This is a genomic window from Pantoea sp. ME81 (genome assembly GCF_903970985.1).
Lineage (GTDB): Bacteria > Pseudomonadota > Gammaproteobacteria > Enterobacterales > Enterobacteriaceae > Pantoea > Pantoea communis.
The window spans coordinates 35,084-59,355 of the sequence record NZ_CAJCKS010000006.1 but is presented as its reverse complement, the minus strand read 5'-3'; the positions used below and the strand labels follow the sequence as shown (position 1 = coordinate 59,355).

General features: G+C 55.9%; 21 protein-coding genes. 14 read left to right on the top strand and 7 right to left on the bottom strand.

Annotated features, from left to right (window positions below; genetic code table 11):
• Window positions 1-35: 35 nt before the first annotated feature.
• Window positions 36-1,511 carry a ketol-acid reductoisomerase gene (ilvC, locus tag H7A81_RS02365; protein WP_166935137.1) on the top strand — a complete coding sequence of 492 codons (1,476 nt, stop codon included), beginning with the start codon at window positions 36-38 and terminating at the stop codon, window positions 1,509-1,511.
• Window positions 1,512-1,774: 263 nt separating this feature from the next.
• On the opposite strand, the gene H7A81_RS02360 is transcribed toward ilvC, so the two are convergent.
• From H7A81_RS02360 to H7A81_RS02350, 3 genes are all read right to left on the bottom strand, one after another.
• Window positions 1,775-3,109 carry an MFS transporter gene (locus H7A81_RS02360; protein ID WP_034820002.1) on the bottom strand — a complete coding sequence of 445 codons (1,335 nt, stop codon included), beginning with the start codon at window positions 3,107-3,109 and terminating at the stop codon, window positions 1,775-1,777.
• A 289-nt stretch (window positions 3,110-3,398) separates the two neighbouring features.
• A complete protein-coding gene (yhjD, locus tag H7A81_RS02355; RefSeq protein ID WP_034819999.1) occupies window positions 3,399-4,400 on the bottom strand; it encodes an inner membrane protein YhjD in 1,002 nt (333 codons plus the stop codon).
• A gap of 45 nt (window positions 4,401-4,445) precedes the next feature.
• Window positions 4,446-5,345 carry a LysR family transcriptional regulator gene (locus H7A81_RS02350; RefSeq protein ID WP_045814179.1) on the bottom strand — a complete coding sequence of 300 codons (900 nt, stop codon included), beginning with the start codon at window positions 5,343-5,345 and terminating at the stop codon, window positions 4,446-4,448.
• Window positions 5,346-5,460: 115 nt separating this feature from the next.
• On the opposite strand from H7A81_RS02350, the gene H7A81_RS02345 reads away from it, so the two are divergent.
• Entirely contained in the window at window positions 5,461-6,219 is a 759-nt protein-coding gene (locus H7A81_RS02345) for an SDR family NAD(P)-dependent oxidoreductase (RefSeq protein WP_182056613.1), read from the top strand.
• A 96-nt stretch (window positions 6,220-6,315) separates the two neighbouring features.
• Here H7A81_RS02345 and H7A81_RS02340 read toward each other — a convergent pair whose 3' ends face one another.
• Window positions 6,316-7,164: a PhzF family phenazine biosynthesis protein gene (locus tag H7A81_RS02340; protein ID WP_182056612.1), complete on the bottom strand. Its 849-nt coding sequence runs from the start codon at window positions 7,162-7,164 to the stop codon at window positions 6,316-6,318.
• Between the two features lie 113 nt (window positions 7,165-7,277).
• Here H7A81_RS02340 and H7A81_RS02335 point away from each other — a divergent pair, with 113 nt between their 5' ends.
• Window positions 7,278-7,901 carry a glutathione S-transferase family protein gene (locus H7A81_RS02335; protein ID WP_038644142.1) on the top strand — a complete coding sequence of 208 codons (624 nt, stop codon included), beginning with the start codon at window positions 7,278-7,280 and terminating at the stop codon, window positions 7,899-7,901.
• On the opposite strand, the gene H7A81_RS02330 is transcribed toward H7A81_RS02335, so the two are convergent.
• The gene (locus tag H7A81_RS02330) at window positions 7,868-9,358 is read right to left on the bottom strand and encodes a PLP-dependent aminotransferase family protein (RefSeq protein ID WP_182056611.1); all 1,491 of its coding nucleotides are present in this window, start codon (window positions 9,356-9,358) and stop codon (window positions 7,868-7,870) included. The genes H7A81_RS02335 and H7A81_RS02330 overlap by 34 nt on opposite strands.
• A gap of 136 nt (window positions 9,359-9,494) precedes the next feature.
• On the opposite strand from H7A81_RS02330, the gene H7A81_RS02325 reads away from it, so the two are divergent.
• Window positions 9,495-10,082 (top strand): LysE family translocator, encoded by a 588-nt coding sequence (locus H7A81_RS02325; protein WP_182056610.1) that lies wholly within the window; start codon window positions 9,495-9,497, stop codon window positions 10,080-10,082.
• Between the two features lie 71 nt (window positions 10,083-10,153).
• Here the strand turns inward: H7A81_RS02325 and mqo are convergent, their stop codons facing one another.
• Complete coding sequence (gene mqo, locus H7A81_RS02320) at window positions 10,154-11,764, bottom strand: malate dehydrogenase (quinone) (protein ID WP_097119452.1); 1,611 nt, start codon at window positions 11,762-11,764, stop codon at window positions 10,154-10,156.
• Between the two features lie 531 nt (window positions 11,765-12,295).
• A complete protein-coding gene (locus tag H7A81_RS02315; RefSeq protein ID WP_034819984.1) occupies window positions 12,296-12,538 on the bottom strand; it encodes a DUF1158 domain-containing protein in 243 nt (80 codons plus the stop codon).
• Between the two features lie 283 nt (window positions 12,539-12,821).
• Between H7A81_RS02315 and mntP the strand changes: the two genes are divergently transcribed.
• The 10 genes from mntP (at window position 12,822) to H7A81_RS02265 (ending at window position 24,211) form a co-directional block, all read left to right on the top strand.
• Window positions 12,822-13,394 (top strand): manganese efflux pump MntP, encoded by a 573-nt coding sequence (gene mntP / locus H7A81_RS02310; protein ID WP_058960691.1) that lies wholly within the window; start codon window positions 12,822-12,824, stop codon window positions 13,392-13,394.
• 441 nt (window positions 13,395-13,835) lie between these two features.
• Window positions 13,836-14,843, top strand: a complete 1,008-nt coding sequence (gene dgcN / locus H7A81_RS02305) for an N-acetyltransferase DgcN (protein ID WP_038644154.1) — start codon at window positions 13,836-13,838, stop codon at window positions 14,841-14,843.
• Window position 14,844: 1 nt separating this feature from the next.
• Window positions 14,845-15,810, top strand: a complete 966-nt coding sequence (gene dgcA, locus H7A81_RS02300; RefSeq protein ID WP_182056609.1) for an N-acetyl-D-Glu racemase DgcA — start codon at window positions 14,845-14,847, stop codon at window positions 15,808-15,810.
• 15 nt (window positions 15,811-15,825) lie between these two features.
• A complete protein-coding gene (locus H7A81_RS02295; RefSeq protein WP_166935147.1) occupies window positions 15,826-17,694 on the top strand; it encodes an ABC transporter ATP-binding protein in 1,869 nt (622 codons plus the stop codon).
• Between the two features lie 21 nt (window positions 17,695-17,715).
• Entirely contained in the window at window positions 17,716-19,257 is a 1,542-nt protein-coding gene (locus H7A81_RS02290) for a glutathione ABC transporter substrate-binding protein (protein ID WP_160869267.1), read from the top strand.
• 73 nt (window positions 19,258-19,330) lie between these two features.
• The gene (locus tag H7A81_RS02285) at window positions 19,331-20,260 is read left to right on the top strand and encodes an ABC transporter permease (protein WP_045814153.1); all 930 of its coding nucleotides are present in this window, start codon (window positions 19,331-19,333) and stop codon (window positions 20,258-20,260) included.
• A complete protein-coding gene (locus H7A81_RS02280) occupies window positions 20,260-21,144 on the top strand; it encodes an ABC transporter permease subunit (RefSeq protein WP_034819962.1) in 885 nt (294 codons plus the stop codon). The genes H7A81_RS02285 and H7A81_RS02280 overlap by 1 nt, the downstream gene beginning before the upstream one ends.
• A gap of 2 nt (window positions 21,145-21,146) precedes the next feature.
• Window positions 21,147-22,193: a P1 family peptidase gene (locus tag H7A81_RS02275; RefSeq protein WP_182056608.1), complete on the top strand. Its 1,047-nt coding sequence runs from the start codon at window positions 21,147-21,149 to the stop codon at window positions 22,191-22,193.
• A 160-nt stretch (window positions 22,194-22,353) separates the two neighbouring features.
• Complete coding sequence (locus H7A81_RS02270; protein ID WP_182056607.1) at window positions 22,354-23,175, top strand: M55 family metallopeptidase; 822 nt, start codon at window positions 22,354-22,356, stop codon at window positions 23,173-23,175.
• Window positions 23,176-23,374: 199 nt separating this feature from the next.
• Window positions 23,375-24,211, top strand: coding sequence for a fumarylacetoacetate hydrolase family protein (locus H7A81_RS02265; protein WP_166935150.1), 837 nt, complete (start codon window positions 23,375-23,377; stop codon window positions 24,209-24,211).
• Window positions 24,212-24,272 lie beyond the last annotated feature (61 nt).

Here is a 24,272-nt window from a genome sequence, read left to right as displayed (position 1 = left end):
AACAAAAGCAAACACAACATCTAACCGGAGTACCCATGGCTAACTACTTCAACACATTGAATCTGCGCAACCAGTTAGCGCAGTTAGGCAAATGTCGTTTCATGTCACGCGATGAATTCGCGGATGGCGCTAGCTTCCTGAAAGGCAAGAAAGTCGTTATCGTTGGCTGTGGCGCTCAGGGTCTGAACCAGGGTCTGAACATGCGTGACTCCGGTCTGGATATCGCTTATGCACTGCGTGCTGAAGCGATTGCTGAGAAGCGTGCTTCTTTCCGCAAAGCGACCGATAACGGTTTCAAAGTAGGTACTTACGAAGAGCTGATCCCACAGGCGGATCTGGTGGTTAACCTGACGCCAGACAAGCAGCACTCAGCGGTAGTTAAAGCGGTACAGCCTCTGATGAAAGATGGCGCAGCGCTGGGCTACTCACACGGTTTCAACATCGTTGAATCGGGTGAAACCATCCGTAAAGACATCACCGTGGTGATGGTTGCGCCGAAGTGCCCAGGTACTGAAGTGCGTGAAGAGTACAAGCGTGGTTTCGGTGTGCCAACCCTGATCGCGGTTCACCCAGAAAATGATCCAAAAGGCGAAGGCCTGGCAATCGCTAAAGCCTGGGCTGCTGCCACCGGCGGCGACCGTGCTGGCGTACTGGAATCTTCCTTCGTTGCAGAAGTGAAATCTGACCTGATGGGCGAGCAGACTATCCTGTGCGGTATGCTGCAGGCCGGTTCACTGCTGTGCTTCGATAAGCTGGTGGCTGAAGGTCACGATGCGGCTTATACCGAAAAACTGATTCAATTCGGCTGGGAAACTATCACCGAGTCACTGAAATTCGGTGGCATCACCCTGATGATGGATCGCCTGTCTAACCCGGCGAAAATCCGTGCTTACGCACTGTCTGAGCAGCTGAAAACCATCATGGCTCCGCTGTTCCAGAAGCACATGGATGACATCATCTCGGGCGAATTCTCTTCAGGTATGATGGCTGACTGGGCGAACGACGACAAAAACCTGCTGACCTGGCGTGAAGAGACCGGTGCAACTGCATTCGAGAACGCACCACAGTTCGAAGGTAAAATCGACGAGCAAGAGTACTACGACAAAGGCGTTGTGATGGTTGCGATGGTGAAAGCGGGCGTTGAGCTGGCCTTCGAAACCATGATCGATGCAGGCATCATTGAAGAGTCTGCTTACTACGAATCACTGCACGAGCTGCCGCTGATCGCGAACACCATTGCACGTAAGCGTCTGTATGAAATGAACGTGGTTATCTCTGATACCGCAGAATACGGTAACTACCTGTTCTCCTTCGCGGCAGTTCCACTGCTGAAAGAGTTCATGACCACCCTGCAGCCGGGCGATCTGGGCAAAGCGATTGAAGGCACTCAGGTTGATAACGCGCAGCTGCGTGATGTTAACGAAGCCATACGTCAGCACCCAATCGAAGCGGTTGGCCGTAAACTGCGTGGCTACATGACCGATATGAAACGCATCGCGGTTGCTGGCTAATCCCCGCACGACACCGTTTTCAGCACAAGAAGAACCCCGGCTTGCCGGGGTTTTTTTATGCCTGATCAGATAGGTTTCTCACACTCAGACACGACAAAACACCATTGAGCCGTAACGCATGGCGATCACGCAGTCCGGGGCCGCTTAGGGTCTGGCGTCCTCGCGCCGCTAACGCGGTGCCCTCATGTCATTCGCCCGTATCTCAATTCCGACCCAATAAAAAACCCGGCCTGAGCCGGGTTCATCATATCAATCTGCAACCATCACACCGCTTCGTACAGCGTCTGATGGCGCGTCTCTTTACAAGCAATCAGCGCAATCAGCGTCAGCACGGCCATGGAAGCCAGATAAAAACCGACCGCCTGCAAACCGTAGTTAGCGTTCAACCATGTTGCAATATAAGGCGCAACCGAGGCACCGAGAATTGACGATAGGTTATAGGAGAACGACGCGCCGGTATAACGGACTTCGGTCGGGAACAGCTCTGGCAGCAGAGCACCCATCGGCCCAAAGGTGAGGCCCATAATGCTCAGGCCTAGCAGCAGGAAGCCCATCACCAGAATCTGTGAGCCTGAACCCAGCAGCATCGGGAACATCAGTGCGAAGGCAATGATCAACAAAGTAATGGTGATCATGGTGCGACGACGGCCATAGCGGTCTGCCAGCAGGCCCGCAATCGGTACCATCACACCAAAGCCAATCACCGCCACCATCAGCATCCACAGGAAGCTATTACGGGAAAAGCCTAAGCCCGCTGGCGCCGGTGCAGTGCCGTAACTCATCGAGTACACGGTCATGATGTAGAACAGCGTATAGGTCGCCAGCATGATGAAGGTGCCAAGAATCGTAGCGGTCAGATGCTTGCTCAGCAGCGTACCGATCGGCATTTTGACCTGCTTGTTCTCTTTCTGCACTTTGGCAAACACCGGGCTTTCGTGCAGCGAAACGCGCACATAAAGGCCAATCAGTACCAGTACAGCAGAAAGGATAAACGGCACACGCCAGCCCCAGTTCATGAACTGCTCATCGGTCAGCAGCCAGGAGAGCAACAGGAAAGTACCGTTGGCAAAGAAGAAGCCAATTGGCGCGCCAAGCTGCGGGAATGAACCATAGAGCGCACGTTTTTTCGCTGGCGCATTTTCGGTTGCCAATAGAGCGGCGCCGCCCCATTCACCACCAAGACCCAGGCCCTGACCAAAGCGCGCCAGCGCCAGCAGCAGCGGAGCAGCAACGCCAATGGTTTGGTATCCAGGCAGCAGACCGATCAATACGGTAGAGACGCCCATGGTCAGCAGCGATGCCACCAGGGTGGCTTTACGGCCTACACGGTCGCCAAAGTGACCGAACAGCGCAGAACCAATCGGGCGCGCGACGAAGGCGATAGCAAACGTAGCCAGCGACTGTAGCGTTGCCACGGTGGCATCACCCTGCGGGAAGAAAATATGCGGAAAGACGATGACGGCCGCAGTGGCATAAATATAGAAATCGAAGAATTCGATCGCGGTGCCGACAAGCGATGCCACGACCACTTTGCCGCGAGAGTTTACGGGCGTGTCGTCGTGTTTTTTGTCGAGTGTTTCTGTGATGGAGGCTTGCATGACTGTTTCTTAATTGTAAATGTAGACAGAGAATCTTACGCACCTGTTTTGCGGCATTCAATGATGAAAACCCGCGCCAGAACAGGCATTTTCGGCGAAAAAGTGGATAATTTCTGAGTTGCGGCAATCGGCGGGTGATGGGAACGGGAAGTGTCACTTTTTTGGCGGGAATCTCTGCAAAAGGGCCAAATTAAAGTGACCCTTTAGCGTTTCCTGCTGGTTTTTGCTGGAATAATAGCCAGCAGGAAACATTTTTAGCTGTTGCGGCAAATGTAACAATTTTGCGATGTTAATTGCCCTGATGCGGCTGCGGCATCTCTTTATCATCCTTGTATTTTGCGGTGGCTATCCACGCGGCGCAGAACAGTGTCAGACGGGCAAAGAAGTAAAAGAACGCCATTAATCCCAGCACTGAACCAAAGGCTGCCCCAGAGGGCGAAGTGGCCAGCTTTGGCAGCGTCAGCGTCATCACAAACTTAATCACTTCAAAACCAATCGCCGCCAGCAGCGTGCCGCGAAATAGTGCTTTTTTGCGCGGCTTATGGCGCGGCAGAATCCAGAAAATCCACAGGAACAACAGATAGTTGGCAAAGATGGAAATCGACAGCGCAATGATGGTCATTGCCGGGCGCAGCCACTCGATATCCTCCAATCCCAACGCGTTGACGATGGCATTCTGCGCGGCACCGGCAATAGAGGTCAGCGACAGGGTAATCACCAGCGCCAGCATCAGACCCAGCAACGACACCAAATCACGCGCATATTTCTTCCATAACTTCTCTTGATCGTCCGGCTTACGCTCCCAAACATCACGCGATTGCGCGCGCACCGCCTCGCGCAAATTGCCCATCCAGTTAATGCCAGAGTAGAGCGCCAGCAGCAAACCGGTTAACCCGACCGTCGCGCGCTGCTGAATCGCGGTGTTCACGGTGTTCTTTAGCGTAGTGGCCAGCGTAGGATCGCTGATGCTGTTAACGATTTTGTTGATCAACTCGGTGAGTAAATCCTGATTCGACGCCAGCACAAAACCGACTGCCGCAAAGGAGACCATCAAAATCGGTATCAGAGATAGGAAGGAGAAGTAAGTGATCGCTGCGCCAAACTGGCTGCCGAGGCGATCGTTAAACCGATCCAGCGCGCGCATAAAATGCGCCACCGCCGGAATGGCCTGGAACCAGGCCGCAAAGCGCGACACGTTCTGGATTGAGCCATCCACGGTTTTGTTACCGGTCTTGATATCTATCAGCGGCTTCTTTTCAGCCGTGGGTTCTTGGTTAGGTTTGTCTGTCATAGACGATAATCATCCTGTTCACTGCGAAATTAAAATTATAGCCCTTTATGTCACATACTCCTGCAACACCTGACTCAGCCACTCCATAAACACCCGCACGCGACGTGCTACGTTGCGGCGATGTGGGTAAAGCAACGAAATCGGCATCGGCTTGGCGGGGAAGTGATGCAGCACTTCCACTAACTGGCCTGATTCCAGCAGTGGCTGCACACCAATCGCGGGCACCTGAATAATGCCTAATCCCGCGATGCAGGCGGCACGATAGGTTTCAGTGCTGTTCACCGTCACCACGCCGCCGGTCTGAACGTAATGGCACTGCTTGCCATCAAAATATTCAAACCCCAAAGAAGGCTGCCCCAGCTGCTGGGTGTAATGCACCATCGCGTGCTGTGCAAGATCTTCGAGGCGCACCGGCATGCCGAAGCGGGAAAGGTAGTCGGGACTGGCGCAGTTAATCAAGGCATGTGATCCGATTTTTCGCGCAATCAGACCTGAATCTTTCAGCTCGCCCACGCGGATCACGCAGTCAAAACCTTCACGAATCACATCCACCTGGCGATCGCTGCTGCTAAGCTCAATTTCGATGCCGGGATAATGCTGCAGAAACTCAGGCAAACGCGGCAGGATAAATCCGGTGGCCATGGCGACCGACATATCGACGCGCAACTTGCCGCTCAGGGTGGCGGGATCGTGCTGGAACAGGCTGTCCATATCGTCGAGCATCGACAATAGATCAAGACAACGATCGTAGTAGACCAGCCCATCCTGGGTGAGATGCACACGTCGCGTGGTGCGATGCAGCAGACGCGTGCCCATTTGATTTTCCAGCGCCTGAAGCTGGCGCGATACGCTGCCTTTCGGTAGTCCAAGACTTTCAGCTGCACGGGTAAAACTGCCCATTTCTGCCACCCGCACAAAAACCTGCATTGCGTGAATTTTATCCATGTTGTTCACCGATTGTTGTTGTTAGTGAAACAGTGCTGCGTATTCCTCTGCGTTTATAGATCAATTTATAGCGAATATCCTTATCCCGTGTTCAATTTTCCAACTGGAGCGAAACATGAGTCATAAAATTGCATTGATTACCGGCGGCAACCGCGGTTTGGGCAAGAATGGTGCGCTGAAACTGGCAGCCAAAGGTGTAGATATTCTTTTCACCTATCGTGGTCACGCGGAAGAAGCGCAGGCCGTGGTGAAAGAGATTGAGGCGCTGGGCGCGCGTGCGGTGGCGTTACAGCTGGATGTTGGCGACAGCAGCACCTTTGACACCTTTGTGGCACAGGTGAGAGAGGCACTGCAAAAAACCTGGCAGCGCGATAACTTTGATTATTTAGTGAACAACGCCGGTCACGGTCACTACAAGTTGTTTGCGGAAACCACCGAAGAGGAGTTTGATGCGCTGATCAACGTGCACTTCAAAGGGCCTTACTTCCTGACGCAGAAGCTGCTGCCGCTGATTATCGATGGTGGCCGCATCCTGAACATCTCCAGCGGATTAACACGCATGACGCTGCCGGGTTCAGGCACCTATGCCTCGGTGAAAGGGGCGATGGAAGTGCTGACGCGCTATCAGGCCAAAGAGCTGGGCGAGCGTCGTATTCGCGTCAATATTCTGGCGCCGGGTGCGATTGAAACTGATTTCGGCGGTGGACGCGTGCGCGATACCAAAGATCTCAACGATCACATTGCCTCGGTAACATCGCTGGGCCGTGTGGGTCAACCGGATGATATTGGTGACGCGATCAGTGCCATCCTGAGCGAAGAAACCGGCTGGATCACCGCGCAGCGTATTGAAGCTTCAGGTGGGCAAGCGTTGTAATCATGCACGCGGAGTGACGCAGCGTTCATGCACGATAAATCGCGGCGCTACGCCATCCTTTGGATGGTCGTAGCGGCGCAATTTATTGCGCGTGTTTTAGATCTCAATCGTCCCGTCAATCACGGTCACTGTCTGGCCACCAATCCAGATGGTCTCACCACTAAAACTCACCTGAATTCGTCCTTCACGCTGGATAGCGCTACCCTGACGTGCGCGATAATCTTCGGTTTTCCCCTGCGCCGCAAAGTAACGTGCCAGACAGGCGTTGGCGCTGCCGGTTACCGGATCTTCGGTCAGGCTGCCGTTCTCAACCAGCAGCGCACGCACCTCGTACTGTTCGCCGCACTCCTCTGGCAACGGGCCAAACAGCGCAGTGCCATTGACGTCGGCATGTTTTTGCAAACGTAGCAGATCCGCTGCGCTGGCCTGCACATCCAACACCGCCTGCGCGCTGTTCATCGGGATCAGCAGCCAGCGAATCCCCATATCGACAATGGTCGGCGTCTGGTGGGGATCATAGGCCTCGCTGTTCAATGCGCTGCTCATCAACGCGTCATCAAATGGCGTCAGCGTGACGTTGGGTGCGGCGAAGGCCAGCGCGCCATCCTCGCTAATGCGCACATCCACCAGGCCGACGCCGCACTCTTGCACAATCTTGCCCGGCGTTTTCACTTGCCAGCCCGCTTCCAGCAAGGCGTGAGCTGTGCCCAACGTCGGATGCCCGGCAAACGGCAATTCCCCTTCGGTGGTAAAAATACGCACCCGGTAATCGGCTGCGGTATCCTGTGTTGGCAGGACAAAGGTGGTTTCCGACAAATTGGTCCAGCGGGCGATAGCGGCCAGTTGGGCGTCACTTAATCCCTCTGCATCCATGATCACTGCCAGCGGATTACCTTTAAACGCTGATGAGGTAAACACATCCACCTGCTTAAACGCGACTTTCATTTTCACTCCTTGCTGGTTGAGGCACTCTGACATCCTGATTTACATCCTGCAGATTGCTAATGTCAGTCAACAGGACTATGAATAGGCTAAGAATTCTGGAATCGGAGTCCGCTATGTTAAAAGTTCTTGGTCGTACTTCTTCAATCAACGTGCGCAAAGTTCTGTGGTTGTGTTCAGAACTGGATCTCGCGTATGAGCTCGAACCCTGGGGTGAAGACCCGCAATCGCTGCACTCGGCGGAATTCATGGCGCTAAACCCGAATGCCATGGTGCCGGTGATCATCGAAGATGACTTCGTGATGTGGGAATCCAACGCCATTCTGCGCTATCTCGCCAACAGCAATGGCGGCGACTGGCTCTATCCTGAAAACCCACGAGCGCGTGCACCGGTGGATCAGTGGATGGACTGGCAAGCCACCGAACTCAATACTTCCTGGCGCTATGCGTTTATGTCACTGGTGCGCAACTCGCCCGCCCATCAGGATCCGCGTTTGCTGGCCGCCGCGATTAAAGGCTGGACGCACACCATGAATATTCTTGACCAGCATCTGCAAAAAACCGGGCGCTACGTCGCAGGACGCAATTTCTCGCTGGCAGACATTCCTGTGGGGCTTGCAGTCAATCGTTGGTTTGAAACCCCGCTGGAGCACCCTGAATTTCCCGCCGTACAACTCTATTACGAGCGTCTGACCGAGCGTGAGGGCTACACCACCTGGGGCCGCAACGGCAAACCCTGATCCTGTCCCGGTGCCAGGCCTGTGATTTCGCAGGCTAGCGCGCCGGTGCGTTTCAGCGCCCACGTATAACGTTCATCAAACGGGTAACAGCAGGAGAGGCGCAGCGCGTGTTTATAACGATCGCTCAGCGTGTAGAGCGCTCCCGGCGTCACGCAAATCTGCTCCTGCAATAACCGATGGAACATCTCCACGGTATCCACTTTCCCTGGCAACTCCACCCAAAACACAAAACCTCCTTTGGGCAGGGTGGCGCGTGTCCCCTGCGGAAAATGGCGCGCCATGATGCCGCGCGCCGCATCGAGATTGGCGGCATAGCGGCGGCGCAGCGAGCGCAGATGATGATCGTATCCGCCGCTGGCGAGGAATTCGGCGAGGGTTTCACACAGCAACCGCGATTCAGACATCGAAGAGACAGCTTTCAAACGGGCGATGGTCTGATGGAAACGACCGGCCGCGGTCCAGCCCACGCGGAAATCCGGCGCCACGGTTTTGGTAAAGCTGGTGCAGTAAATCACCCAGCCCTCGCTATCAAAGGCTTTCACCGGCGGCGAGAGTGGCCAGTCAAACTGCAGCTCGTCATACAGCCCATCTTCCAGCATTGGAATATGGTAAGTATTCACTAACTTTGCCAGCCGCTTCTTATTTTCCAGTGGCATCACATAGCCAAGAGGATTCTGCGCGCCGGGCATGGCGATCAGCGCCTGAATACGCTTCTCCTGCAGCAGCATCTCCAGCGCATCCAGCGACAGTCCTTGCTGAGGATCGGTGGGGATTTCCAGCGCTTTCAGTCCCAGTGACGCCAGCAGGGGGAACAGGAAGAAGTAAGTGGGAGATTCCAGCCCAATGCAGTCGCCAGGCTTGGTCACCGCCCGCAGCGCCAGCTGTAACGCTTCCATGCAGCCGTGGGTGAGGGTGATCTCTTGCGCGGTCAGATTGATACCGGTGTGCAGACTGCGACGTGCAATCTCCTCCCGTAAGCGCTCACTACCCGGCGGGAGCGCATAGCGCCCGACGATGTCGGGATTGTGCCGTAAAATGCCCGAGGTAATTCGGCCTAAGCGCGCTGCCGGATAAAAGGTGCCATCCTGCGGACAGGCCAAAGAGATATTTGTGTAATCGGCATTATTCTGCGCGGCAAACACCTGCTCAATCAGTTCCAGCTTCTGCGTGCTCGGGTCGTTGATTTTCGCGGGCAGCGGTTTGACCGGACGCGTCACGGCTGGCATCACGCCACGCACGTAATAGCCCGATTGCGGACGCGCTTCAATCAGGCCGCGATCTTCAAGGATTTGCCAGGCATTAAGCACCGTATTGACGCTAACCTGATGCGATTGTGCCACGCGGCGGATGGCGGGCAGCCGTTTTCCCGGTTTCAGCGTGCCCTGATGAATCGACTCGGCAAAGCTATCTGCCAGCTGCTGATACAGCGTTTGACCGGATGAAAGGGGAAGGGACACAAAAGCCTCCGCGTGCGATGGGTACAATTTAAATTAATGTTAACTGTATCCATTACAATAGTGGTTTTGTGTCTCTGTTTCCATCACCCGGTACGCATTAGCATGATGTTAACTTTGGACCATCAGGAAGCGCATCATGCTCGACCCTTCATTCTTCAGCTACGTCACGGTGATGTCGATCACCCCCGGCCCGAACAACCTGCTGCTCGCCACATCGGGCGTCAATTTTGGTTTCAAGCGCACCTTGCCGATGCTGTTTGGCATTCTGGTGGGCTGTGCGATACAGATGCTGTTGGCAAGCATGGCGTTGGATGTGTTGCTGCACTGGATGGCATCCATTCGTTTACCACTTACGGTGGTGGGATGCAGTTACTTACTCTGGCTGTCATGGAAAATCTTTCGTGCCGCAGCGCCAGAAGCGCGTGAGCGTCCGCGCCCGATGACGCTAGTGGGCGGCATCTGTTTTCAGGCGGTGAATCCCAAAGCCTGGCTGATGGTGACTAACGTGGCGCTGATGTACGCCAACAGCAACGGCGTCATCACAGTATTGCTGGGATTTGCCGCATTGAACTTACCTTGCATCCTGATCTGGGCCGCGATGGGGGATCGTCTGCGCAGTCATCTGCAAGTGGCGTGGAAACGTCAGGCGTTTAACAGTTTGATGGCACTGTCGCTGGTGGCCACCACGGCCTGGATGCTGTACGACGCAGTGCTGCTGAGCTGAAATGAAGTGCACCCATAAAAAAGGCCGCTTGCGCGGCCTTATCATTATTCACGGCAATCAGGATTGCCTGGTTACTTCCCCACCACGTGCGCCGTCTCGCGGGCTTCGTCGTTCGCCGCGTCTGGCGTAACGATCGGTGCGTAGTCGAGTTGCAGTACGCGGCTGGTTTCCGCCAGAATCTTCTCGGTCAGCGCTACGTCACCGTTCATCTTACGGCCCCAGGTTGGGATCACCGCGCGGATTTTGGTCTGCCACTCTGGTGAACGCATCTGCTCAGGGAAGGCTTTCGCCATCAGCTCCAGCATAATCGGCGCTGCAGTAGATGCCCCCGGCGAAGCGCCGAGCAGGGCTGAAATCGAACCATCTTCAGAGGTCACGACTTCCGTGCCTAAACGCAGTACGCCGCCCTCTTTCTCATCGTTCTTGATGATCTGCACGCGCTGGCCAGCAGTGACTAAACGCCAGTCTTCCTGTTTCGCCTGCGGCACATAAGCACGCAGCGCTTCCATTCGATCGTCATCGCTTTGCAGCACCTGATCGACCAGATATTTCACCAGATCGAAGCTCTTCAGGCCGACCTGCATCATCGGCAACAGGTTGCTGCCGTTCATCGCGCCGAACATATCCAGCAGCGAGCCCTGTTTCAGGAATTTGGTCGAGAAGGTGGCGAATGGGCCAAACAGCAGTACCTGCTTACCATCCAGCACACGCGTATCCACGTGCGGTACCGACATCGGCGGCGCGCCCACGCTGGCTTTACCGTACACTTTCGCCATGTGCTGCTGCACCACTTCTGGATTCTCGGTCACGAGGAAGGAACCGCCCACCGGGAAACCGGCGTAGCCTTTCACTTCCGGGATGCCGGATTTTTGCAGCAGTGGCAACGCCGCACCGCCCGCACCGATAAACAGCTGGCGCGTGGTCAGCAGGCGATTTTCACCGCTGGCCAGATTGTGTAGCGTCACTTGCCAGCGGCCATCGCTCAGGCGCTTGATATCACGCACTTCCTGACGCAGACGCAGGCGGAAATTGGCTTTCTTCTGTAAAGAGGCAATCAGTTGACGCGTCACTTCACCGAAGTTGACGTCGGTGCCCATTTCGGTCCAGGTGGCCGCCACTTTCTGTTTGCTGTCACGGCCATTCATCACCAGCGGGATCCACTGGGTGATCTGGTCACGATCTTCTGAATAGTTCATGCCACGGAACAGGGTGCTTTTTTGCAGCGCCTGGAAACGTTTGCGCAGGAACTCAACGTTATCGTCGCCCCAGACGAAGCTCATGTGCGGCGTACTGTGGATAAAGCTTTTTGGATTGCGCAGGTTGCCTTTCTGAACGTGGTACGCCCAGAACTGACGAGAAATCTGGAACGATTCGTTGATCGCCACCGCTTTTGCAATGTCGATGCTGCCATCCGCCTTCTGCGGCGTATAGTTCAGCTCGGCCAACGCAGCGTGACCGGTCCCGGCATTATTCCAGCCATTGGAGGATTCCACCGCGACATCGTCGAGGCGTTCCACCATTTCAATCGACCAGTCCGGCTCCAGATCCTGCAGCCATGCGCCAAGGGTGGCACTCATCACGCCTGCGCCGATCAGCAGTACGTCGACATCCTTTCGTTCCTGAAGGTTTGCGCTATCCATACCAGCGGCGGCGAGCGCCAGGTTTACCGCAGTAGTACTCATGAGGCGACATCTCCTCTCTCTGTTGACCTGAAGTTCAACAGGTTCGCAGGCGAAACAGCCGCGCTTCTTTCGAGCGCGTCGCGCTATTTCTCAAAGGTTAAGACTCAGGTTTAAGTCAGGGGACGATAACGGTTAACTGCACGTTATGCATATGCATTTGAATATAACATTCTCGTATCGGAATTAAACGTTTGTTTATTTTTTAAAGGCCGAAATGATTCAGCATAAGAATTAATCAGCTCGACCCCGTTGTCATAAGGGATTTTTATCCCTTAATCAGAGGGTTATGGTAATGCAGTTGTTGCGATATTGTGAGAGGAATGCACAGGGTAATGTTCGGAGAGTGAGCGGCATCACACTTTAAGTGTATGATTAATATTAATTTGTAGTGGATTGATTTTTTATGCGGTTTTTATGTTGCGTGATATTTCGCCAGATCGTGTAAAACTAATGTTACATTTCTGTGAGTATTAATTTTTCGCCGCGTCAGACAGTGGTCAGAGGAAAAAAGCATTACGCGGCGGTGGGGGATCACTGCTTAGCGAGGCGACGCCATGCAAAGCGGATGACAAAAAATTCAATCGCGCCCAGCAGCAGGAACCACAGGCAAAACACGATAGTGTAGAGCTGATTCAGGTCCTGCAAATGCAGCATCTCCTGAATCCGTCTGGATAATTCCAGGCCGAATTGCGGCGCGGGCAATAGCAGCGCGGAGAGAAAGCCCAGCAGCAGGATTCCGCCAGGGATAATCAGCGTTTCAAACGGGTTTTTCATCGCAGGTTTCCTATCAATTAGCGCGGGCATTAGCGCATAAAAGCGTGCTGGCGTGCAATCCCTGTGCCGGGTCACCCTAAGAAAATTCTTCTATTCCATCCACTTAGCGTCATAAATAGCGCAAGTTAAGAGTTATAGCCTTTGCTATACTTAAATCCATGATTTTACTGTCTTTTTTTTGGTGATTTTGCGTGCTAGACTGCGCGCACTTTTTCATTACTGAACAATAGATGCGGAAAATCGCTCGCTTGAAGGCATTTTTCGCGGCATTGATTGAAAACCCATGACATTTATCGCAACTCTGATTCTGGCCTTTGGTATGTCGATGGACGCTTTCGCCGCAGCACTGGGCAAAGGCGCGTCGCTGCATCGCCCGAACTTCAAAGAAGCGCTGCGCACCGGCCTGATCTTTGGTGTGATTGAAATGCTGACGCCGCTGATTGGCTGGGCGATTGGCCTGGCGGCCAGTCGCTACATCATGGCATGGGATCACTGGGTGGCCTTTGCCCTGTTAACCGTTCTTGGCGGCCGCATGATGATGGAAGGTTTCCGTCAGACGGCGGATGAACCCTGCGAAGCACCACAGCGTCATGGCTTTATGGTCTTAGCATTGACCGCGGTGGCCACCAGTCTTGATGCGCTGGCGGTGGGCGTCGGCCTGGCATTCCTGCAGGTGAATATTGTGCTTACCGCGCTGACCATTGGTGCCGCTACCACCATCATGGCCACGACTGGCGTGATGGTGGGTCGCTTTATCGGTCCGGTGATGGGTAAATGGGCGGAAGTGCTGGGTGGACTGGTACTGATCAGCATCGGCTGCACCATCCTTAATCAACATCTCAACCTCTTCGGCTAATTCAGGCATCTGCCAAACCCCTCATTTTGTGATCTGGCTCAAAAATAATTGCGTGAAAAACGCGCGTTAGTTATACTTTTCGCGTATTTCTTCAACAATTTTTGAGCCAGGTATCCAATGAAACGTTTTTTCCGCTACGTGTTTCGTGCATATGTTGAGACTTTCAAGCACGTCCCACCAGGCGCACTGCATTAATCGCATTTATACCCTCGATAATCGCGGTCAGGGATCGACCTGTGGTTATCAATGATTTTCTTATCTCCCCCGCTCAATAACGCCTCGAATTTTCTCTCTATCAATGGCTTAGTACCCTTAACCATCAGTTTTGGATCTGGCTATAGCCTGATGTTATACCCCGCTACCAAACAAGCATTCGTCACCTCTTAACCCGCATGGAATAGTCGATTCAGACCCTCTAACCCGTCTGAAACGAGAAACATCATGCTGATCCCTCAACCCTATTTATTGTTCCTTGGCGATGTCACCGATCCACTGGCCGCTAAAACGGCGCGCGGCATTCACGTCTGGCGCCCTGAGCAGTGCGTCGGCGAAATTAAACTGCCGGGCTGTACTGTCAGCTTAGGTCTGGACGTACTCGATATCGCCACGGCAAAAGAACGTGGCGCAAAAACGCTGGTACTGGGCACCGCCAATGCCGGTGGTTATCTGCCGGAGCACTGGCTCGATACCGTTAAAGGTGCGATCAAAGCAGGCATGAACGTGGCGAGCGGCTTGCACCATCGCCTGGTGGATGAGCCAGAGCTGGTGGCGTTAGCCCAGGAGTTTGGCGTTGAGCTGTTTGACCTGCGCCATATGCGTCCAAAACTGAATGTTGGTAGCGGTAAAAAGCGTACAGGTAAGCGTGTACTTACTGTCGGTACGGACTGCTCAGTCGGCAAGATGTACACCTCGCTAGCGCTGGAAGCGGCAATGCGTGAACGCGGCATGAAGGCGGATTTCCGCGCCACCGGACAAACCGGCATTCTGGTTGCTGGTGAAGGCATCGCGATTGATGCGGTGATTGCCGATTTCATCGCCGGTGCTGTAGAAGCCCTGTCACCCGCCAATGATGCCGACCACTGGGATATCGTTGAAGGTCAGGGCTCGCTGTTCCATCCTTCTTATGCGGGCGTCAGCATGGGTCTGATTCACGGTGCGCAGCCGCACTGGCTGGTGATGTGTCACGAAATGGGCCGTCCGCACATGCGTCATTTACCGCATCAGCCGATGGTGAGTTTGAAAGATTGCGTGGAGGCCAACCTGCGCGCGGCCGATGTCACCAGCGATAATGTGCAACTGGCCGGTTTTGCCATCAACACCTCCAACTACAGCGAAGAAGAAGCTCGCGCCTATTGTGCGGAAGTTAGCGCCGAATTCGGCGTGCCGGCCACCGATCCGGTGCGTTTTGGTATCGCGGATATCGCCGCCCTGCTGCAGGAGCGTGGCTAAGATGCGGCGCATGCAGATTGAAGTGCTGGAGCTGCCGCTGGCGCGTCCTTTCGCTATTTCGCGTGGCACGCGTACCGCCGTCACTGTCATTCGCGTCACGCTGGAGCAGAACGGCTTTATTGGTCGTGGCGAGTGCACGCCGACACCGCGTTACGATGAAACACCAGATAGCGTCGAGGCGCAGCTGGAAGCGATGCGTAAGGATGTCGAAGCGGGCTTAAGCCGAATCGATCTGCAAAGCCGTTTATCTGCCGGTTCAGCGCGTAATGCGCTGGACTGTGCGCTGTGGCGCCTTGATGCCGCGCTGGCGAAGCAGACACTGTGGCAGCAGTGCGAACGCACTGCACCGCCTTCGGTGATCACGGCGGAGACCTTAAGCCTCGACTCCATCGAAAACATGGCAGCTGCCGCCGCTGACGCGGTATCGCGTGGTGCCATCCTGCTGAAAATCAAACTGAATCGTGACGAGATTTTAGAGAAAGTGGCGGCCATCAGAAAGGCTGCGCCACGTGCCACCTTGATCATTGACGCCAACGAAGCCTGGTCGGGCGTCGATCTGCAAAGCCTGCTTACCGCGCTGCAAGCGTACAACATCGCCATGGTTGAACAGCCGCTGCCTGCCGGACAAGACCAGGATCTGCAACGGTTTAACCACCCGATCCCGGTGTGCGCCGATGAGAGTTGCCACACGCGTGAAGACATCGCCGAGCTGCGTAATCGCTACGAGATGATCAACATCAAGCTGGATAAGTGCGGCGGCCTGACCGAAGCCTTAGCGATGGTCGAAGAAGCGCAAAAGCTGGATATGCGTCTGATGGTCGGCTGCATGCTGGGCTCCTCACTCGCAATGGAAGCTGCGCTGCCGGTGGCGATTGCTGCAGAACACGTGGATCTCGATGGCCCCATCTGGCTGGCCGCCGATAGCTCACCCTTCCTTTCCTACGCTCAAGGCCGAATCTGGCTGTAACCGCAAGAGGCAACGATGACGGACACTTTACTTACTCCCAACGCCGCCAGCGTTGCCGGTCCCGCGCCGGTACTCGCGATACAGGATCTTAGCGTCTCGTTTCGCGGCCGCAGCGGCGTAAATCAGGCACTGAAAGGCATCAGTTTTGCCATTTATCCCGGTGAAGTCGTCGCCGTTGTCGGTGAAAGCGGCTCGGGCAAATCGGTCACTTCGCTGGCGGTGATGGGCCTGCTGGCCGCTTCAGGCCGTATCGATCGCGGCAGCATGCAGTTCCGCGATCGTCAGGGTAAAGCCCACACGCTGGAAACGCTGGATGAAACCCAACGCCGCACCTTGCGCGGGCGCGAAATGGCGATGATTTTTCAGGAGCCGATGACCTCGCTCAACCCGGTACTGCGGGTGGGCGATCAGTTGACGGAAGCACTGCGTGACCATCAGATGTGCGACAAAGCCGCTGCGGATGCGCGTGCACGGGCACTGCTGCGCCAGGTGCGGATTGCCGATGTCGATCGCGTGATGAAAAGCTACCCGCACTCGCTGTCGGGCGGCATGCGCCAGCGCGTGATGATTGCGCAGGCGCTGGCGTGCGATCCACAGCTGCTGATTGCCGACGAACCCACTACCGCGCTGGACGTCACCGTGCAGGCGCGCATTCTGCACATCCTGCGCGACCTGCAACGCGAGAAGCAGATGGCAGTGCTGTTTATCACCCATGACATGGGCGTGGTGGCGGAAATTGCCGACCGCGTGGTGGTGATGCTGCGCGGCGAAGTCGTGGAACAGGGTACGGTCGCGGACATCTTCAACGCGCCACAGCATCCTTATACCAAAGCGCTGCTTGCTGCTGTGCCGAAACTGGGCGACATGCGTGAACAATCCTGGCCGCAGCGTTTTCCACTGTTGGGCGCCACTCAGCCCGCCGATAGCGGTGAGCAGCGCACCGCCCGTTATGACGAAACGCCATTGCTGGATGTGCGCGGTTTAAAAGTCTATTACCCGATTCGCAGTGGCATCTTTTCAGCCCTGACCCATCAAGTGCATGCGGTGGAGCAGATCGACTTCAGCCTGTGGCCGGGTGAAACCCTGGCGATTGTGGGTGAGAGCGGCTGCGGCAAATCCACTACCGGCCGCGCGCTGATGCGCCTGATCAAGAGTCAGTCTGACAGCATTCATTTCCAGGGCAATGAAATCGCTAATCTGAAAGAGGCGGAGTTTCAACCGCTGCGCCGCGAAATCCAGATGGTATTTCAGGATCCCTACGCCTCTTTAAACCCGCGTCTGACCGTGGGCTTCACCATTGCCGAGCCGCTGCTGCTGCACGGTCTGGTGAAATCGCTGGAAGAAGCCACGCCGCAGGTTGAAGCCTTGCTGAAAAGCGTTGGTCTGTTGCCCGAACATGCCACGCGTTATCCCCATGAGTTTTCCGGCGGCCAGCGCCAGCGTATTGCGATTGCCCGCGCCATGGCCTTGAAACCGAAAGTCATCATCGCCGATGAGGCCGTCTCGGCACTGGATGTCTCGATCCAGGCGCAGGTGGTGAACCTGATGATGGACCTGCAAAAGCAGACTGGCGTCGCGTGGATTTTCATCTCACATGACATGGCGGTGGTGGAGCGTATCGCTAACCGCGTGGCGGTGATGTATCTCGGCCAGATTGTCGAGCTTGGCCCGCGCCAGTCGGTGTTCAATCAGCCGCAACATCCCTATACCCAACGTCTGCTGGCCTCGGTGCCGGTGGCCGATCCACAGAACCGTCAGACCCGTACTTTCGAAGATAGCGAAATTCCTTCGCCGCTGCGCAAGTTGGGCGAAACGGTCACCAAACCCCGTTATCGCCAGGTTGCACCGCAACACTGGGTCGCTGACGACATTGCATCGCGCTAACGCTCAATACCAGGAGATTTCATGAAAACCCTTTTTCGCCGTTCGTCACTGGCTTTTGGCTTGACCCTCGCGCTGGCTGCCGCCGCGCAGGCGCAGGATCTGCGTATTTCGATGTATGCCGATATCACCGGTCTCGATCCACACGATACCTCGGATAACGTCAGCTATTCGGTGCAGAGCGGTATCTTTGAACGCCTGTTCCAGTTCGATGCGCAGATGAAGCTGCAACCCTGGCTGGCGACCGGTTATACCAATAACGACAACGCCACCGAATTTACCCTGACGCTGCGTAAAGGCGTCACTTTCCAGGACGGCACGCCGTTTGATGCTGAAGCGGTCAAGGCCAACCTCGATCGCCTCGCCGATCAGACCAAAGGCCTGAAGCGCAACAGCCTGTATAAGATGATTGCCAACGTCACGGTGCTGGCGCCGGATCAGGTGAAAATTGACCTTAACCAATCCTTTGGTGCTTTCATCAACACCCTGGCACACCCGTCAGCAGTGATGTGGAGCCCGGCGATCCTCAAACAATACCCAGAGGAAGCGCAGCTGCGCCTGCATCCAGTTGGCACCGGTCCGTTCAAGTTTGTTGACTGGCAACCGGGCAAGGCCGTTTCACTGGTGAAGTACGATGGCTACTGGCAGAAAGGCTGGCCGAAGGTGGATAAAGTGACCTTCTCGCCAAGTCCGGAAGATGCCACGCGCGTTGCCGCATTGAAATCAGGACAGGTGGATGCGATCTGGCCGCTGCCGTCGGATCTGATCGCGACTGTGCAGAGCGACAGCAAATTAGCGATCCAACGCGATCCGAGTATTTATCTCTACTACATGGCGATCAACACCCAGCACAAACCATTGGCGGATGTGCGCGTGCGTCAGGCGATCAACTACGCCATCGACCGCAATCTGTGGCTGAAAGTGGCGTTTGCTGGCATGGGTAAACCCGCTTCGTCCGCGATGCCGGAAGGGGTGCAGTTCTACCAGAAACAGAGCGAACCGAATTATCACTACGCCCCGGATGAAGCCAAAGCCTTGTTGAAAGCTGCCGGCTATCCGAACGGTCTGGATCTGAAACTGTGGACCACCAACACCACCGCCAGCGTGCGCGCGGCGCAGGTGCTGAAAGCCCAGCTGGCAACGGTGGGCATTCGCGCCACAGTGACGCCAATGGATTCCGGTACGCGCAACGCCAAACTGTGGGGCGTTAAGGATCCTAAAGCAGCCGAATTCGACCTCTATTACGGCGGCTGGTCAACCTCGACCGGCGATGCGGACTGGGCGCTGCGCCCGCTGTATGCCACCGAATCCTGGGTACCGACCTCGTATAACGTTTCGTACTTCAGCAATCCGGATGTGGATAAAGCCATTGCTGGTGGGTTAGCCACCGCCGATCCGGCTAAGCGCGGTGAAGCCTATGCGGAAGCCCAGAAAATGCTGTGGAAAGATGCGCCCGTCGCCTTCCTCGGCACGCCAGATAACCTGGTAGGCAAGCGCAGCAACCTGACCGGCGTATCGATGCTGGCAGATGGCAACTTCCTCTACACCCAGGCGGCATTTAAGTAAGGCAGGGCGTTAATCCCTCACCCTAACCCTCTCCTGCAAACGGGAGAGGGCGTCCCCAATTTAAAGGAAGCGCATGTTCGCATACATCATTCGTCGGCTGCTGGAGATGATCCCTGTCCTGCTGGTGGTCTCGCTGCTGGTGTTCGGCTTTATTAAGCTGCTACCCGGCGATCCGGCGCGCATTTACGCCGGTCCAGACGCGCCGATTGAAGCGGTCGAAGCCGCGCGCCAGCATCTTGGACTCAACGATCCGCTGCCGCAGCAATACGTTAACTGGATCGGTGGGCTGCTGCGTGGCGATCTCGGCGTCACTTACCGCACGCAACAGCCGGTGCTGCAGGTGATCAAGCAAGGCTTTATGCCAACCCTGTGGCTGGCGTTGGCGGGCTTCGCCTGGTCAGTGATTCTCGGTCTGTTCCTCGGTGTGCTGGCGGCGCTGAAGCGTGGTAAATGGCAGGACTGGACATTGATGAGCGTCGCCGTCGGTGGCATCTCGATGCCGACCTTCTGGCTTGGCCTGCTGCTGATCCAGTTCGTCGCTATGCCGTTTGGCCTGTTCTCAGTGAGTGGCTTCAACAAAGCCAGCGACATTATTCTGCCCGCCATTACGTTGGGTTCCTCGGTGGCCGCCGTGATGGCACGCTTCACTCGTTCCGCCTTCCTCGAAGTAGCGCAGGAAGATTACGTGCGCACCGCCAAAGCCAAAGGGCTGCGCAATCGGCTGGTGACGTGGAAGCACGTGATGCGTAATGCCCTGATCCCGGTGATCACCATGCTCGGCTTGCAGTTCGGTTTTCTGCTCGGCGGATCGATCGTGGTGGAGAGCGTCTTCAACTGGCCCGGTTTGGGCTGGCTGTTGATCGAGTCGATCAAAGCACAAGATCAACCGGTGATTCAGGCGCTGGTGATGCTGTTCGTGTTTGAATTTATTGTGATTAACCTGCTGGTGGATCTGCTGTATGCCGTGGTCAATCCAGCCATTCGCCTGCGACAGGAGTCGTGATGAGTACAGAATCTCTCTCTGCCGCAACACCACAAACCATCCGCTCGCCGTGGCGCGATTTCCTGCACGCCTTTGTGCGCAATCCGCTGGCGCTGGTCTCCGGCGGTTTTGTATTGCTGCTGGTGATTGTGGCGATCTTCGCGCCCTGGCTGGCACCGTGGGATCCGATGGCACCGGACTGGATGGCCTTATCATCACCCCCTTCAGCGGCACACTGGATGGGTACTGATGATCTGGGACGCGACCTGTTGAGCCGCATCATCTACGGTGCACGCATCTCGCTTTACGTCGGCGTGCTGTCGGTGACGCTGGGCATGGTGGTGGGCGTGCTGCTCGGCTTGCTGGCGGGCTATTACGGTCGCTGGATTGACATGCTGATCATGCGCGGTTCCGACGTGCTGTTTGCCTTTCCCGGTATGCTGCTGGCGATTGCAGTGGTGGCGATTCTCGGTCCGGGACTGAATAACGTGATTATCGCCGTGGCGGTGTTCAGCGTGCCGGTCTTTGCCCGCATCGTGCGCGCCTCGACGCTGTCGCTCAAACAGGCTGCGTATGTCGAAGCGGTGCGCTGCGCCGGTGCGCCCGATCGCGTGATCCTGCTGCGCCACATTCTGCCCGGCACGCTCTCCAATGTGATTGTCTATTTCACCATGCGTATCGGCACCAGTATTCTAACGGCAGCGGGCCTCAGCTTTATTGGTCTGGGCCCGGAACCGGATGTGCCGGAGTGGGGAAATATCCTGGCGATGAGCCGCAGCATGATGATGGGCGGTTTATGGCACGTCAGCGTGTTCCCCGGTCTGGCCATTTTCATTACTGTGCTGGCGTTTAACCTGCTGGGTGATGCGCTGCGCGATACGCTCGATCCCAAACTGAAGAGCTAAACATGGATTTTCAACAACTGCAGCGCGATCTACTGCTGCAACGCTGGCGCACTGAACGCCAGCTCGGGCAACCACGCAGTGCTTGTGGTGCCACCAATCGCATCAGCGATGTGCCCGGCGTGCGCGTCGGTCATCACACGCTGGCAGACGGTGAGAGACAAACCGGTGTGACGGCGATTGTGCCGCCGGGCGATAACCTGTTTCTCAAGCCGTTACCCTGCGGCGCGGCGGTCTTTAATGGCTTTGCCAAGCCCGTCGGGTTGGTGCAAATCGAAGAGTTGGGCGTGCTGCAAACGCCGATCTTGCTCAGCAACACGCTGGCAGTCGGCACGCTGTTTACCACACTGGTGCGTGACGCCATCAGCCGTAACCCGGAGTTGGGTCGCAGTTTGCCTACCGTCAATCCGCTAGCGCTGGAGTGCAACGACGGCTGGCTGAATGACATTCAGGCGCTGGCTGTTACCGAAGCCATGGCGCAGGATGCGCTCGATTCGGCGCAGGCCGATTTCGCCCGTGGCAGCGTCGGTGCCGGACGTGGCATGAGCTGCTTCAGTTTGAAAGGCGGGATTGGCAGCGCATCGCGCTTAATTCCGTCACTGAATGCCACGTTGGGCGTGCTGGTGCTGGCTAACTTTGGGGCACTGAATGCGTTAACGCTGGATGGTGTGCGACTTGGTGAAATGATCGGACCGCTGCTGCCAGAGCTGACGCCGCAGCGTGATGCCGGCTCCATCATCATTATCATGGCCACCGATGCGCCGCTGGATGCGCGCCAGCTTAAGCGTATCGCTAAACGCGCCGGTGCCGGATTAGGCCGTTTAGGCAGTTATTGGGGACATGGATCAGGCGATATTGCTGTGGCCTTCTCCACGCAAACCCAGCCAAACCCGCCGGAAGATGCGGCACTGGAACCGCTGCTTGCCGCCGCCGCTGATGCCACTGAACACGCGGTGCTGGATGCGCTATTAAGTGCCGAAGCGGTCACCGGTTTTCGCGGCCATCATCGCCCGTCGCTGACGCAGGTGCTGGATGAATTGGCCAAACCGTAGGGCCGCCATCGGTTTTACTGCCCATGACAGGATTGCCACTTAGGGTACCTCTCTCATCAGCGTCTGAGGTCAGCTTAAAAGCGGCCTGTGACGCACTGTTCCCCGTAGGGTCGCCATTTATGGCGACCGTGTTCCAACCCGCACGGAATTTGCCTGACTTATGAAAATATTCATCTCTGCTGACATTGAAGGTATCGCGGGCGTGATGCGTCCGGAACAGTGCTCCCCCGGCCATGCGGAATACCAGCTGGCACGCGGACTGATGGAGCAGGAGGTCAACGCCGCTATCGACGGCGCGTTTGCCGGCGGAGCCACCGAAGTGGTGGTGGCCGACAGCCATGCGCAAATGACCAACCTGCGCGCAGAAAACATCGATCCGCGTGCGCGCATGGTGCAAGGCAAGCCGCGTGGCTTGTCGATGGTGGAAGGCATTGAGCAGCAGCCCTTCGATGGCCTGTTCTTTATCGGCTATCACAGCGCGGCGGGCGAACCCGGCGTGCTAGCGCACACCATTAACGGCCGTGCTTTTTGGCGCATCCATATCAACGGCAAAGTGATGGGCGAAAGCGACATCTACGCTGCCGCCGCCGCCGAACAGGGTACACCGCTGTGGCTGGTGAGCGGGGACGATCAACTACAAGGCTGGATCGCCGAACACTATCCGTCAGTGGATTACGTCTGTGTGAAACGCGCGATTTCCCACACCTGCGCGGAGTCCATTAGCCCGCAAGCCGCACAAAACGCCATTCGTGCCGCCGCTACTGCGGCGGTACAGCGTGCGCGCCAGGTCAGTACCACGCGTTTGACCGCACCTTATGAGATGCAGTTACAAGCCAGCAAACCGGTGCTCGCGGATTTGTTCAGTCTGATTCCCGGTGTAACGCGCATTGATGCGGTGACCGTGGGTTATCGCGCCGAGCAGATGGGCACATTGATCAGCCTGCTGAGTGCGTTCTCTTATTTGGCGAGTACGCAGTCGTAATGTTGGTGCGCACCCTACAGATGCGCGTAGGGTTGCCAGGACTGCGTACCTGACGGATGTTTGCAGGGTTGCCATGGATGGCAATCAATAGATCAGCAATCACGTATCAACGCTTAGGCACATTATTGGCAGGTCGTACCGCATTTCCTGCTGGCTTTTGGTAACCTGCGCGCAATTTATATATAACAACGAGGCAGTCATGCAGCTCTGCAGTTTTTATCTTATTGACCAGGAAAGAAAAAGTTACGGAATCGTGCGGGAAGAAGGCGTGATTGATGTCGGTTCGCGCCTCGGCGCGGAGTGCCCGGACCTGAAATCTTTGTTACAACGCGGCGCAGTCAGCGACCTGGAAGCCTTTAGCTCACTGCCGGCTGATCACCCGTTCAGCGCAATTCGCTTTCTTCCGGTAGTGGAAAATCCTGGAAAAGTGTTCTGTGTCGGCATGAACTACGCGGACAAGCGTAAAGAGTTTGCCGAGACTATCGAAGCGCCGACGCTGTTCGTCCGTTTCGCGGATTCCCTGGCGGGGCATGAGCAGCCGCTGTTGAAACCGGCCACCACCCAGGAATTTGATTACGAAGGCGAACTGGCCGTCATCATCGGTAAGCCGGCCTATCAGGTTAAAGCGGCCGATGCGCTGCAACACGTTGCCGGTTACAGCTGCTTTATGGATGCCACCGTACGTGACATGCAGTTCACCTGGTTTACCGCCGGAAAAAACTGGCAGCAGACTGGCGGTTTTGGTCCATGGATGACCACCTCAGATGAGATCCCCGATCCGCAGCAGTTGGCGATCAAAACCTGGCTGAATCAGCGTGAAGTGCAGAACGACACCACCGCCAGCATGGTGCATCCGGTGGCGAAAATCATCGAATACATTTCAGCGTTTAGCCCGCTGTCAGCAGGCGATGTGATCATCACCGGTTCACCGGGCGGCGTTGGAAAAAAACGCACGCCACCGCTGTTTATGTTCCCCGGCGATGTGATTGAAGTCGAGATCGAAAAGATTGGTCGTCTGCGCCACACAGTGGTTTAAAGAAAAGAGGCTGCCATTTATAAAAATGGCAGCTTTGACTGATGTGTTGAATTGACCAGAC

What these genes read in the sequence shown, in the direction of transcription:
- ilvC (WP_166935137.1), top strand. Translation starts at nt 36, where the DNA reads ATGGCTAACTACTTCAACACATTGAATCTGCGCAACCAGTTAGCGCAG.
- H7A81_RS02360 (WP_034820002.1), bottom strand. Translation starts at nt 3,109, where the DNA reads ATGCAAGCCTCCATCACAGAAACACTCGACAAAAAACACGACGACACG.
- yhjD (WP_034819999.1), bottom strand. Translation starts at nt 4,400, where the DNA reads ATGACAGACAAACCTAACCAAGAACCCACGGCTGAAAAGAAGCCGCTG.
- H7A81_RS02350 (WP_045814179.1), bottom strand. Translation starts at nt 5,345, where the DNA reads ATGGATAAAATTCACGCAATGCAGGTTTTTGTGCGGGTGGCAGAAATG.
- H7A81_RS02345 (WP_182056613.1), top strand. Translation starts at nt 5,461, where the DNA reads ATGAGTCATAAAATTGCATTGATTACCGGCGGCAACCGCGGTTTGGGC.
- H7A81_RS02340 (WP_182056612.1), bottom strand. Translation starts at nt 7,164, where the DNA reads ATGAAAGTCGCGTTTAAGCAGGTGGATGTGTTTACCTCATCAGCGTTT.
- H7A81_RS02335 (WP_038644142.1), top strand. Translation starts at nt 7,278, where the DNA reads ATGTTAAAAGTTCTTGGTCGTACTTCTTCAATCAACGTGCGCAAAGTT.
- H7A81_RS02325 (WP_182056610.1), top strand. Translation starts at nt 9,495, where the DNA reads ATGCTCGACCCTTCATTCTTCAGCTACGTCACGGTGATGTCGATCACC.
- mqo (WP_097119452.1), bottom strand. Translation starts at nt 11,764, where the DNA reads ATGAGTACTACTGCGGTAAACCTGGCGCTCGCCGCCGCTGGTATGGAT.
- H7A81_RS02315 (WP_034819984.1), bottom strand. Translation starts at nt 12,538, where the DNA reads ATGAAAAACCCGTTTGAAACGCTGATTATCCCTGGCGGAATCCTGCTG.
- mntP (WP_058960691.1), top strand. Translation starts at nt 12,822, where the DNA reads ATGACATTTATCGCAACTCTGATTCTGGCCTTTGGTATGTCGATGGAC.
- dgcN (WP_038644154.1), top strand. Translation starts at nt 13,836, where the DNA reads ATGCTGATCCCTCAACCCTATTTATTGTTCCTTGGCGATGTCACCGAT.
- dgcA (WP_182056609.1), top strand. Translation starts at nt 14,845, where the DNA reads ATGCGGCGCATGCAGATTGAAGTGCTGGAGCTGCCGCTGGCGCGTCCT.
- H7A81_RS02295 (WP_166935147.1), top strand. Translation starts at nt 15,826, where the DNA reads ATGACGGACACTTTACTTACTCCCAACGCCGCCAGCGTTGCCGGTCCC.
- H7A81_RS02290 (WP_160869267.1), top strand. Translation starts at nt 17,716, where the DNA reads ATGAAAACCCTTTTTCGCCGTTCGTCACTGGCTTTTGGCTTGACCCTC.
- H7A81_RS02285 (WP_045814153.1), top strand. Translation starts at nt 19,331, where the DNA reads ATGTTCGCATACATCATTCGTCGGCTGCTGGAGATGATCCCTGTCCTG.
- H7A81_RS02280 (WP_034819962.1), top strand. Translation starts at nt 20,260, where the DNA reads ATGAGTACAGAATCTCTCTCTGCCGCAACACCACAAACCATCCGCTCG.
- H7A81_RS02275 (WP_182056608.1), top strand. Translation starts at nt 21,147, where the DNA reads ATGGATTTTCAACAACTGCAGCGCGATCTACTGCTGCAACGCTGGCGC.
- H7A81_RS02270 (WP_182056607.1), top strand. Translation starts at nt 22,354, where the DNA reads ATGAAAATATTCATCTCTGCTGACATTGAAGGTATCGCGGGCGTGATG.
- H7A81_RS02265 (WP_166935150.1), top strand. Translation starts at nt 23,375, where the DNA reads ATGCAGCTCTGCAGTTTTTATCTTATTGACCAGGAAAGAAAAAGTTAC.